This window comes from Streptomyces sp. NPDC050732 (genome assembly GCF_040654255.1).
Lineage (GTDB): Bacteria > Actinomycetota > Actinomycetes > Streptomycetales > Streptomycetaceae > Streptomyces.
The window spans coordinates 1-11,832 of the sequence record NZ_JBFAHP010000048.1; the positions used below are offsets into that span (position 1 = coordinate 1).

The following is an 11,832-nucleotide window of genomic DNA, read 5'->3' on the forward strand; positions in this document are numbered from 1 at the left end:
GCGACCCCATCCTTGTCAAAGCGGTGGACAGCGGCGCGGACCGTGACCGGATGGCACTCCAGCACGCCGGCGACCTCGGCAACACACCGGCCCTGATCGAGGAGCCGGATGTACCCGGCGCGCTGCCGCGTGTACCGGGTGAAACCGACTGCACCCTGAGCTGTCCAACCGACAGCGTCCGCACCACAGTTCCTCCGAGCCGACCCGTCCACCGACATGGCGAACATCACGGCACCGGTCGGCAAACGAGCACGTGACGTACGCGGTCACTGGCTCGGCGAACATCCCGAACAACCCTCACCCCAGCCGGAAAAAAGACGGCTCGACCTCGATCTGGCGCTGCCCGACGCCGCCCGGCGTGCACCACGCCTGGTGACGTGACCGGGTACTGGACCAGTCCCGAGGCCCAGATCCCGCTCGGCCAGACCATGCTCCTGGCCCGGACCGACCTCGTCATCGCCGCGGGCGGACACGGCGGGCTCCCTGCCGGGGAAGACTTCTTGATGGTCAACGGCGTGACCAACCTCGCCGCAGGCGAACTGCTGCCATACGTCGTCTATTTCTACCGGCAGCACCCTGCTTCCCTGTCAAGTTCCGCGTGTCTGAGCGCGAAGGTTCATGCAGCATCCCCCGGTTGATCCCGAGCACACTGCCCGGTTCACGACCTGCCGACCGACCTTCCCCCCTACGCCTTGACCGAGGAGCTTCCCTCTGTGATGTACGCCCATGACAACCCGGCCGTCGCTGTGATCACTCCAACCGGCCTTCGCCCTAACCGACTTCCGTACTTGGAGGAGCTCTACGAGAGCCTCCTTGACCAGGAGGGCGTGTCCTGGGAATGGATCGTCGCCCCCAACGGCCCGCAGGCCGATCCCGAGCTCATCCCCTCGGTGATCACCAGGGACACCCGGGTTCGAGTGGTGGCGCGTTCGGGCCCGGGGCCTGCGCCCGCGCGCAATACGGCGCTGAACTACGTACGCGCCGATCGCGTCGCCTTCGCAGACGACGATGACCGGCTTCCGCAGCACTCGCTGGCGATCCGCCACGAGCATGCCGTCGCCACCGGTCTGCACTGGGTCGCCGGCCGATCCGCCGACTGGGATGCCGCGAGCGGAAGCCTGACGACGTGGATGTGCCCGACGCCCGTCGGGCGTCATGCTGCGGGCGACATCATGGCGTTCTGGCCGGACCCCATGGCGAGCAAGCCGCCCCTGGGACACTGCATGTTGCTGACCGACACCCGCCTCGCTCGCGCGATCGGACACGGCGGCCTCCACAAGGGCGAGGACTACCGGTTCGCCATCGGTGTCCCCGCGCGCCGGGACGGCCTCATGCTCGGCGACGTCGTGTATCACCGACGCGTCCATGATCAGCAGTGGAGCAGTGAGCCGACCTACCGGGACCAGATCGAGTTCGATGCTCGGCGGCACGCCTGGCTGATGGGTGAGGCGGAACGCGAACTGCACGCGGAGCCGCAGAGGATGCGAGCAGCGTGATGGCTCTAGGTTCCGCAGTTTCGTGAGCATTTCCACGTGATCACGAGCACTGGTAACGCGCAGTAGTTGTCAATTGTCGCCTATCAACTCCCTTCCGGTTTGGGCGGTGTACTCCCTTCGATCGTTTCAGTATGGCCGGACAGCGCCTTGGGAAGAGCCGCGGCAAGGGCAGCAGCCCTGCGGCGTCGATTCGTTACGCCGACGGGGCGACTCGCGAAGTTCCCTTCAACCTGCTGCGGCTGAGGGACTTCGACGAGCGGTCAGCGCTACCCAGGCCGACGCCCAGCTGTATTCATGTTCCGTACGAGGCCGGTATTCAGGGGCGTGGGCGAAGGTGCGGGGTTTGCCCGGCGAGCCAGGTGGTGATGGCGGCGCCGATGGCGGGTCCTTGGTCTTCTTGGACGAAGTGGACGCCGGGGCCGATGTGCTGGATGTCCAGGGCGGTGACGTTGTGGCGGCACCAGTCGATCATCTGCGGGGCCATGATGAGGCCCGGGTCGAAGGTGAGCAGCAGTTTGGGTACGTCGGTGGAGTCGGCGAGCCAGGTGTCGAACTGTTCAACTCGCGCGGTGACGTCGGCGGGTTCGCCCTCGATGGGGAGTTCGCGTGCCCACATCAGGGTGGGCAGGCGGTGCTCGCGTTCGCGGTAGGGGGCACGGTAGGTGTCGAGCTCTTCGGCGGTGAACGTGCGCAGGGTGAGGGCGGGCAGCATCTGCTCGATAAAGGCGCTCTGGTCGAGGAACATCTCCTCGCCGGCGCCGGGAGTACGGGCCGTGCCGAAGACGGTTCGGGCATGGTCGGGGAAGTCGTCCCAGGTGAACGGGCGGATCACGGTTTCCATGAAGACCGCTGCGGTGACCCGGCCGGGGTGACGGGCGGCCCAGTCAAAGCCGAGCGCGCCGCCCCAGTCGTGCACGACCAGGACGACCCGGTCCAGGCCAAGGGTGTCGAACCACGCGTCGAGGTAGCGGGCGTGGTCGGTGAACCGGTAGCCGATGTCGGGTTTGCCTGAGCGTCCCATCCCGATCAGGTCCGGGGCCAGGCACCGCCACCGGCTGCTGACCTGGGGGATGACCGACCGCCACAGGTAGGAGGAGGTGGGGTTGCCGTGCAGGAACACCACCACGGGCTCACCGCGGCCGCGGTCTTCGGGGCCGTGGTCTTGGTAGTACATCGTCGAGTCGAGCACCGCGATCTCAGGCACGGCCACCTCCCAGTCTTGCTTCCCTGCGTGCTCCCTTGACGGCCAGTTTCGGCCAGGAAGGGGCACTGGACATTTGTGACTGTAGAAGGAGATCAGGCCAAATGCCCGGAAACAGGCCGTAGCCCGCTGTGATCGGCCCCGGCGGCGGGTGGGCCGGATGCGGCGACGTGGCCGGGGCTGTCCTACCGCGGCCGCCGACGTTGCACGGCGTGGACTGAGCGGGCGGTTTCGGCGGGTCTTTCGGTGTCGTGCAAGGGCTGCTGCGAGTAGGCGAACCGGCTCGGCGGGCGTGGGGCCCGCAGTTGGCATCGAAGCCGTCAGGACTTCTGACAGCCAATACCGGTTCATCTGGGCCGTTCCTGCCGGACCCGTCCGTCGCGGCAGGCCATGCGCTGTCGGACAACGCCGGGCCCTGGGTGAGATCGGTGGCCAGGTCTCAAACGTCTCGTTCCGCAGGCCGACTGGCCGTTACTGGTCTCCTGGCGGGCTGATGCGACGGCCCAGGAGGGCGGCGAGCCTGGTCAGGGGTGGAGCGTCATGGGGTGCCGGCTGGGGTGATCCGAACGGTGTGCGTTCCGGAGGGACGTCGGCGAGTTTGCTGCGGGTGGAGGCCAGTTCCCGCTCGACGATGGTGTTGGGGAAGCGGGGCTGTTGGTCCGTTGCCTGGGCGAGGTCCCAGCCGTGGACGAGGGCTTCGGTGGTGCGCAGGTGCAGCGCGGCGATCCCCGGGACGGTTCCGGCGGGGACTCGGAAGATCTGCTCCAGCGCGCCCGGCTGTCTGAACGCGGCGACCATGGCGTCAGCTGAGCTCCGGTGGGCGTCCAGGGGGTCGCTGCCGAGTGCGTCGCTGGTCTTGGGGTCCAGGGCGCCCGGTGTTGCGCTCGCTTGGCCGTGCAGGATATCGGCGAAAAGACGGTTGCCGATCACCATGTGGTTGACCAGCTCGCGGACGTTCCATTGTGGGCAGGGTGTGGGGGCATTCCATCGGTCCCGAGGGACGTCTGCAATCAGATCGCCGACGGCATCGAGAACCGTGGCGAGGTCGTCGATGGGCGCTGATGGCATGAGCTGGACCTCCGTGATGCGCTGCCGGATGGCCTGCCTATCACGAGCGGTACAGAGCGGCAAAAGGGTGCCTATCTCCACCCGCTCGTAGCGGGAGCGTCATGCAAGCTCCACCGTGTAAGGACCGCGCGGCCCTGTCATCAGGTCACCGCTTCCTCGTCGTGGGCGGCCTCCACCACCTTGTCCACCCGTCGGACCAGCCGCGACCGGGGCCCGCCGATCCGGCGCGTGCCGGGCTTCTCTGCGGTGCTCATCGGGCGGCGGTGGGGTAGGTGAGGCGTTTGACCTCTCGCAGGATGGGGGTGGTCTCGATGGACTGGACGCCGGGGAGGGTGCCGATGCGGTGGTCCAGGTACCGGTACAGCTCGTCGGTGTCGCGGAACAGCCCGGTCGCGAGCAGGTTGGACGGGCCGGTGGTGACGGCGGCGAAGGGGATTTCCGGGTGGGCGGCCAGGGCGGTTCCGACGGTGCCGAGCTGCCCGGGGGCCACGCGCAGCCAGAAACGTACCTGCATCTGGTAGCCGAGGTGTTCCGGGATGAAGTCGACGGCGAGCCGCAGTGCCGCGGCGGAGCGCAGGTGGTCCAGACGCCGGGTGATGCTGGCGGGGGAGCGGCCCGTGGCGCGGGCGAGTTCGGAGACGGTGGCACGGCCGTCCTTGGCCAGTTCGGCCATGAGCTGCTTGTCCACGTCGTCCAGCCCTGTCTCCGACGCGGAGGGCACCGGCGCCGGGGGCGTGGGGGTCCGGTCTTCGTTCCCCTGCGCGTCGGGGACCGGGATGTGCCAGGCGTTGGAGGCGCCTTCGAAGGCGTGCAGCAGGCAGTAGGCGCTGACGGAGACGACCTGGGGGGTCTGGGGGAGTTTGTGCAGCAGCAGGGCGTCGCGTTCGCTGGTGGTGCGGGTTGCGAACGCGCAGTGCAGCTCGGTGCCGCCGGAGGCGATGCTGACCCAGGCGGTGTCGGGGCGCCGGGCCAGCGCATCAGCGATCTTGGCGGAGGCGTCAGGGGTGCAGCTGATGCGCAGCAGCCACCGGGTCGCTCCCGCAGGGTGGCGGCCGGGCACGCCGATGACACGCAGGCCCATCGTGTGCAGGCGCCGGTAGCGGCGGGCGACGGTGTGTTCCGAGACACCGACGGCAGCGGCGAGGCGGGCGAACGGGGCTCGTCCGTCCCGCTGGAGCTCCTGCACCAGACGCTGATCGATCTCGTCGAGAATGCCGGAATGCATCGCCTAACCGTGCTCCTGTGAGGGATCTTTTCGGATTCCAGCGTACGGCTTCGGAAACGACGGCCGGGGCGGCGACGGTGGGCAGAGCCGGACACGGCACCGCACCACTTCCCCCGGTTTGCAAGGAAGCCCCTCATGTCCTCCTCCCCGCCCTGCACGGCAGATCCCGGACGCTGGAAGGCCCTGTTCTTCATCTGCCTGGCCCAGCTGATGGTCGTCCTCGACGTCACCGTCATGAACATCGCTCTGCCCTCGGTCCAGCACGATCTCCACTTCTCCGACGGCGCCCGCCAGTGGGTGATCACCGCCTACTCGCTCGCCTTCGGCGGGCTGCTGCTGCTCGGCGGGCGCCTCGCGGATCTGTGGGGACACAAGCGGGCCCTTTTGACCGGCATCATCGGCTTCGCCGCCGCCTCCGCGCTCGGCGGCGCGGCCCTGAGCACCGGGATGCTGATCGGCGCCCGGGCCCTCCAGGGCATCTTCGGCGCCATGCTGGTGCCCGCCGTGCTGTCGCTGATGTCGGTCATGTTCACCGACACCACCGAACGCGCCAAGGCGTTCGGCGTCTTCGGCGCCCTGTCCGGCGGCGGCGCGGCCATCGGCCTGATGCTGGGCGGGGTCCTCACCCAGGCGCTGAACTGGCGCTGGACCCTGCTGATCAACCTCTTCTTCGGCGCCATCGCCGCCGCCGGGGCCCTGCGCACCGTGCCGGCCCCGGACCCGGGCCGGGCCCGCCCGCGGCTCGACGTTCCCGGAGTCCTGCTCGCCTCCAGCGGCCTGATCGGCTTCGTCTACGGGCTCTCGCACGCCTCCTCCGGCGGCTGGACCTCCACCGGCACGCTGATCCCGGTGGGCGCGGGAGTGGTTCTGCTGGCCGCTTTCGCGGTCCTGCAACGGCGGGTGGCCTCCCCGCTGCTGCCCCTGCGCGTCCTTACCGACCGCAACCGCGGCGGCGCCTACCTCGCGGTGGGCCTGGCCGTGATCGGCAACTTCGGCATGTACCTGTTCCTGACCTACTACCTGCAGACCGTCCTGGGCCTCAGCCCGGTGCAGACCGGGGCGGGGTTCCTGCCGATCGCCGCCGCCTCGGTGATCGCCTCCACGCAGATCGGCCCCCGCCTCGCCCCGCGCCTGCCCGCCCGGACCGTGATGGGCCCCGGCCTCCTCCTCGCCGCCGCCGGACTGCTCATCCTCACCCAGATCACCCCCGACAGCTCCTACTGGACCGTCGTCCTGCCCGGCATGCTCGTCACCGGCCTGGGCCTGGGCACCGCCCTCATGCCCGCCTTCAGCCTGGGCACCCTCGGCGCCCGGCCCGAGGACGCCGGCATCGCCTCGGCCATGGTCAACACCTCCCAGCAGGTCGGCGGCGCCATCGGCACCGCCCTGCTCAACACCCTCGCCGCCACCTCCACCACCACCTACCTCACCGACCACCCCGGCCAGGCCACCAAGGCCCTCGTCCACGGCTACAGCACCGCCCTGTGGTGGGCCGCAGGCATCCTCACCCTCGCCGCCCTGGCCGCCACCCTTCTCATCAACCACAACCCCCACCCTCGACCGCACCCGGACACCCGGGGACCGCACCGCCCCGACCACACCCCCGCCGCACACAACTGACCCGATCCCCGACCAGCACCTCCCACCCAAGGAGAGACATGACCGTCTTCGACATCCAGCTCGACGCCCTCACCGGCGGCCCCGCCAACCTCGCCCAGTACAAAGGCACAGCCGTCCTGATCGTCAACGTCGCCTCCCAGTGCGGCCTGACCCCGCAGTACGCGGCCCTGGAAAGGCTTCAGCAGCGCTACGCGCCGCGCGGCTTCACCGTCCTGGGCGTGCCCTGCAACCAGTTCATGGGCCAGGAACCCGGCACCGCCGAGGAGATCGCTACCTTCTGCTCCGCCACCTACGGCACCACCTTCCCCATGACACAGAAGACCGACGTCCACGGCGAGACCCGCCACCCCCTCTACGACGAGCTGGTCACCACACCCGACGCCGATGGCTACACCGGTGAGGTGCGCTGGAACTTCGAAAAGTTCCTCATCGCCCCCAACGGCACCGCCGCCGCGCGCTTCGCACCCCAGACGGACCCGGAGGCCGACGAGATCACCACAGCGATCGAAGCCGCGTTGTCCGGCTGAACGCCGCTCTCTCCGAGGCGTCGTCACAACTCACCCAACGGCTGCGGCACCCCCAACACCGAGACCCGGCGCGAGGCCGGATGGGCTGTCTTATCGCTGGGCCGTCCCTGACCACGCGTTCCCATATATAGCTGCGGATCCCCGGTTAGCGAAACCGGGGGTCCGCCCCCATCCTTGGTGCATATCGCCCCAACAACACCAACGGAGACCTCATTCACAACGCACCACCCACGCACCCCCGATGCCCTACCGGGCCGAAACCTCAAGATGTCCGGTGTTACGCACAGCGTCCACCGGTGGCAGCCCGCTGGGACGTTCTGCTCATGATCCGCCCCCACGAGCAGTGCTCATCACGCGCGGAAATCGTCACCACCGCAGGAGTCAGTGCTCACGCAGCTGCGGTCCCTACAATGGCCCGCTCCACGACCTTGGCCCCCATGTCGAGCGCGGTTGTCCACCAGCGGCGCGGCCGATCACCCTCTGGGAGGTTGCGGTTGGGTGGGCAGCAGTCGGACGACGGGGTCCGGTGCCGTCAGCTGCTGGCGGTAGCGCCGGTTCTCCGCGGTGAGTTGGTTCACGACGCGGACCAGGGCCTCGACATCCTGGCGGAGCGCGACCAGTTCCGTCTGGTCCTTCTGCCGGCAGGGTCTTGAGCTTGACGATCTGCTTGCGGAGCCGGACCTCGACGTCCGTGGGCTGGCCCCGTTCCTTGACCTTGGCGTAGAACTCGTTCTTCAGGTCCAGGTGGCGCTGGGTAAGGGCGTTGCGGGGAACGCCGGCTTCGGCCGCGAGGGCGACGATGGTGAGCGCGCCGTTGGAGTGCTGTGGGGTGCCGGACAGGATGCGGTCCATGGCGGCTCGGATGCGGTCGCGTTCGTCGAGGGCTGGGAGCACCGGTCAGCTGCTTTCGGTCGTGATGCGGGTGGTGTCGTGGTGTTCTGCGGTCCGGCGCAGGGCTGCGGCGCTGCGGTGCAGCCGCTCAGCGAGCGGGCCGGGAACGAGTCGGGCCTTGGCCTCCAATTGTTCGGCGCGGCCGCGGAGTTGGGCGGCCTGATGGTCGGTGCGGGCGATGTTCGCGCAGGTGCCGACGCAGTCGTCGAGCGTGGGGGTGTTGCTAGTGGCGTCGCGCCGGCACAGCGCCTTGTCGGGTTTGTAGACGCACATCAGCAGCGCGTGGGGATTGTCGTAGACAGCAAGGTTCGGGTTCGTGAGAACGTCGTGGGCGGTGCGGGCCGTGATCGTGACGCCCCGGAATCGGGGGGCCTGGGCGGCGGCGTGGATGGCACGCCGGGCTGCGGGCCCGGAGATTCCACCACCGTGGTCGAGGTCGTCGTTCAGAGCGGCGACGGTGTCGATGGTCGCCAAGGCGGTCTCGACGTCGAGGAGGTCGTGGATGCCGTCGCGGCTGCGCGAGGCGTAGTTGCCGCTGATCGCGGTGCGCAGGTGGCCGTACTGGATGGCCAGCGCGATGAGTCCGCCGGGGCGCCGGGCGATATGCCAGGCCAGGGTGCGGCGAAGGCGACTCGCGCCGATGGCGCCGTGCGGATCCGGCGGGACGACGTGCTCGGGCAGCTCCAGGCGGCGGGCCTCGCCGTTGGCCCAGGTGATGAAGTCCTCGATCCGCTGGCCGATCGTCTCGGTGTTCAGCGAGCCGGTGCCCGCAGCGGCGCGCTGCCCGTGGACGCCGTGGTCGAACAGCAGACCCCCGGTGGGCACGAGGCCCTCCAGGACCCGGATTGCGCGGACGACGGGCGTGATCGCCACCCAGGGAACCTCACGCAGCAGCCCGGCGGAGACGTGATGACCATGCTCGTCCTGTGCCGTCTTGAACGTGTGCCCGTAGATCAGGTGCCGACCGGACCGAGGCGGCGGACAGCACCCGCTGCGCAGGCCGAGCACTTCGCCGGGCCGCATCCCGGTGAGGTACGCGATCACGATGAAGCAGGCGGTTCCCAAGTGCCGTACCAGGGAGGCGATCTCGTAGTAGTCGAGGTGCTCGCGCCATCTGCGGCCGTCTACCTTCCCGGCCGGCTTGATCTCTAGCGGGCAGGGACCGGCATGGCGGGCGAGGTACTCCAGCACGGCGGGTTTGCGCAGGCGGTAGTGCGCTTGCGGGACCGTGGCTCCGGTGAGCGCGGCTACGTACGCCGGGGCGACACCGACGGCTCCCCGGATCCAGGTCGAGGGCATGGGTCGTCCTTGGGCGATGAGGTCCTCGATGTAGCCGGCGGCTGCCGCGCCGGTGGCCGGGGTGCCCGGTCCGGGGTTGATGCTCGCGTCCAGGCGGCGCCGCTCGGCCCAGGCGGACAGGATGTCGTCGGCGAGGCCGTCGACCATCCGCAGCGCCCAGATCAGCAGCGGCCCCATGGTCTGCTCGGCGATCGCGTCCGTGGCGTTCTCGCCATGCGGGCTGGCCGCCGGCAGGTAGTCGTCAACCCCCTCGCTCTCCCACGGGGGTTCGGGGACCCCGAGCGGTTGAGGGCTGAGATGGTCGAAGGCCCACAGCCGGGTCAGCGCGGTGAGCTGCGAGCCGACGTAGTTGCGCGAGGTGCTGGTGAACGCGGCCCTTGCGAAGTCCGCGAGCAGCTGCGGGGTCAGAGCGGCCAAGGTCGTGATCGACCGTTCCTGCAGCCAGTCGGCCAGAGCGCGCCACACCTGCACGGTGGTCGCCATCCGGGGAACGCTGATGCGGGAGCGCCACCCGCGGGCGCGTTCTTGCAGGAAGAGGTTCGGCAGTGTCTCGTTGACCATGGTCCAGGCGATCAGCCGGAACTCCTCGCGCAGCTGCGCGGGAAAGGGCTCCCAGCAGATGCTGTGGCCGAACGCGCTGGGGTTGTCGGTCAGCGGGTCCAACGGCCATACGGGATCGCCATATTGGGCAAGGGCACCGGTTCGCTCCGTGGTGACCCACTTCTCGGCCACGAAGGGGTCCGCGGCGTGCGGCCGGGGGCGAACTGCGCGGTGCGCCGTGAGGGCCATGGTGGTCATCGGTCGAAGTCCCCCTTCAGCAGCAGGTCGACCAGGTCTCGGTCGTCGTCGGTGATCCGGTCCTGGGCCGCGGTCCACATGGCCGGGCCCAGCTGGGCCTTGAGGTCCTCCAGCCGCTCGTACGCCTGCTGCCACCGCGCCGCCCAACGGTCCGTATCGAGCACGCTCGACAGCGCCGCCAGACAGGCGTGCAGGTGGGCGAGACGCGGATGGTGTCCGGGGTGGATCCGGGCGTTGGTGCAGGCCAGGCAGAGCAGAAACGACGCGGTGCACGCCGTGCCCGGGGCGGTGAACTGGCTGTGCTCGATGTCGTGGCAGTCCGCCGTCACGGTCGGAACATCCCCGGGATCAGGCTCCTGGCGAAGGCTGGCGGACAAGACCGCGCGGCGCGCGCTGGCCAGCGCGTCACCGACACCGGCGGCGATGTCCTCGATCGCCTCCTGCTGTATCCGGGCATCGGGCAATACGTACACCGAGTCGTGGGTGTCCTGAGTGTTCTGCCCGCTCTCGCGCCGCAGGTGGACGTTGCTGGTGCGCCGGCCGCGCCGGAACGGCGAGCAGGGCAGCTTCTCCACCTCGGCCCACTTCTTGCCCATCGTGGGGGTCACGCCCACCCGGAGAACGCCGAAGGCGTCACCGAAGGACGAGCCCGTGCGGTAAGGATTCTGGACGGTCGGCCGCCAGACCATCAGCCGGTCCACATCCGGGTGCAGCTCGGCCAGCAGGACCCGGGCGAACTGGGTGGCCTCGAGGGCCTGGGTGATGAGGCGGCCCGGCGCGTTGGCGCCGAAGTCCGCGAGGTTGCGGGTCTCGAAGTGCCGCCCCGGGCCACGGCGCACCTTCTCGATCTCCAGCCGCCAGACGGGGTGACCGTCCTCGCCTCCGTCGGTCTCAGCCCGCGGCACGGGCAGCCGGGAGATGGTGGACAGGTTGAAGCCGTACTCCACGGTCAGCAGCACCGCCAGGGCGGTGACTTCATGGCCCGTGAGGAACAGCCGCCTGCGGAACTCGGTCACGTTGGTGAAACCCGCGGCAGCACGGCGGCGCCGGATCGTCCGCGCGCACCCGTCGTCCTCGGAGGCGACCTCCCCGTGGCGGGCAAGGTGATCGAGTTCCTCGCCGAGCAGCCACGGCCCGCAGCCCGCAGCGAGCTCCCCGCGGCGAAAGGCCGTCAGCGTGCGAGCGTTGCCCGTGATCCGCAGGTGCGCCGTTCGAAAGACACGGCGAGCCGTTGTGGTCAGCCGCGCGAACTCCGCCGCCGAGAAGGATGGTTCCACCGGCTTGGCCTTGCCGAGCCGCTCGGCGATCGCCTCCCGCGTCGCGAGGGGAACACGCGGGTGCTCCCGCAACAGCGACGAGACAACTCGCAGCTGGGCACGGCCGCTCGTCCCGGACGGGCGGCTCAGCCGCCACCGCTTCCAACTGCTCGCAGTCAGCGCCTCCAGGTCGCTGGGCGCATCATCCTGGCCCGCGAGACAGGACACGAACTGCCGCACTGCCCACCACGCCTGCTCGCTGGTCTTGTGCGACGCCCAGCCGCCCGAGCGGGCACAGCGTGCGGCGAACACCTCAGCGAGCGACCGCTTCAGCCCCGGCGCCCCCGGCAGCTGGTCGAAGTCGTAGCGGACCACCTTGCCATCGGCGTCCCGGTGCTCGACCACCATCGTGTCGGTGTGCAGGACCGGCGGTCGCTCGGGCACCGCCCCC

10 protein-coding genes are annotated in these 11,832 nt (G+C 69.6%); 4 read left to right on the top strand and 6 right to left on the bottom strand.

The features are described from left to right. Positions 1–227, bottom strand: a 227-nt coding sequence (locus AB0H82_RS32625) for a helix-turn-helix domain-containing protein (RefSeq protein WP_362999181.1), incomplete at its 3' end; no start/stop codon positions are given. 150 nt (positions 228–377) lie between these two features. Here AB0H82_RS32625 and AB0H82_RS32630 point away from each other — a divergent pair. Together AB0H82_RS32630 and AB0H82_RS32635 are read left to right on the top strand one after the other, a co-directional pair. Continuing rightward, entirely contained in the window at positions 378–638 is a 261-nt protein-coding gene (locus AB0H82_RS32630) for a hypothetical protein (protein WP_362999126.1), read from the top strand. Between the two features lie 78 nt (positions 639–716). Next, the gene (locus tag AB0H82_RS32635; protein ID WP_362999182.1) at positions 717–1,496 is read left to right on the top strand and encodes a glycosyltransferase family A protein; all 780 of its coding nucleotides are present in this window, start codon (positions 717–719) and stop codon (positions 1,494–1,496) included. Positions 1,497–1,812: 316 nt separating this feature from the next. Here the strand turns inward: AB0H82_RS32635 and AB0H82_RS32640 are convergent, their stop codons facing one another. The 3 genes from AB0H82_RS32640 to AB0H82_RS32650 all read right to left on the bottom strand — a co-directional run bounded on the left by AB0H82_RS32640 (position 1,813) and on the right by AB0H82_RS32650 (position 4,990). Then, a complete protein-coding gene (locus AB0H82_RS32640) occupies positions 1,813–2,700 on the bottom strand; it encodes a haloalkane dehalogenase (protein WP_362999127.1) in 888 nt (295 codons plus the stop codon). A gap of 468 nt (positions 2,701–3,168) precedes the next feature. Then, complete coding sequence (locus AB0H82_RS32645) at positions 3,169–3,765, bottom strand: TIGR03086 family metal-binding protein (RefSeq protein ID WP_362999128.1); 597 nt, start codon at positions 3,763–3,765, stop codon at positions 3,169–3,171. Positions 3,766–4,015: 250 nt separating this feature from the next. Further along, positions 4,016–4,990, bottom strand: coding sequence for an AsnC family transcriptional regulator (locus tag AB0H82_RS32650; RefSeq protein ID WP_362999129.1), 975 nt, complete (start codon positions 4,988–4,990; stop codon positions 4,016–4,018). A gap of 135 nt (positions 4,991–5,125) precedes the next feature. Between AB0H82_RS32650 and AB0H82_RS32655 the strand changes: the two genes are divergently transcribed. Further along, on the top strand, positions 5,126–6,610 hold the full coding sequence (locus AB0H82_RS32655) for an MFS transporter (protein ID WP_362999130.1): 1,485 nt from the start codon (positions 5,126–5,128) through the stop codon (positions 6,608–6,610). Positions 6,611–6,648: 38 nt separating this feature from the next. Further along, positions 6,649–7,137: a glutathione peroxidase gene (locus tag AB0H82_RS32660; RefSeq protein WP_362999131.1), complete on the top strand. Its 489-nt coding sequence runs from the start codon at positions 6,649–6,651 to the stop codon at positions 7,135–7,137. Positions 7,138–8,034: 897 nt separating this feature from the next. On the opposite strand, the gene AB0H82_RS32665 is transcribed toward AB0H82_RS32660, so the two are convergent. Together AB0H82_RS32665 and AB0H82_RS32670 are read right to left on the bottom strand one after the other, a co-directional pair. Continuing rightward, the gene (locus AB0H82_RS32665; protein WP_362999132.1) at positions 8,035–9,990 is read right to left on the bottom strand and encodes an integrase; all 1,956 of its coding nucleotides are present in this window, start codon (positions 9,988–9,990) and stop codon (positions 8,035–8,037) included. Positions 9,991–10,121: 131 nt separating this feature from the next. Continuing rightward, the gene (locus AB0H82_RS32670) at positions 10,122–11,825 is read right to left on the bottom strand and encodes a hypothetical protein (protein ID WP_362999133.1); all 1,704 of its coding nucleotides are present in this window, start codon (positions 11,823–11,825) and stop codon (positions 10,122–10,124) included. Positions 11,826–11,832: the final 7 nt, after the last annotated feature.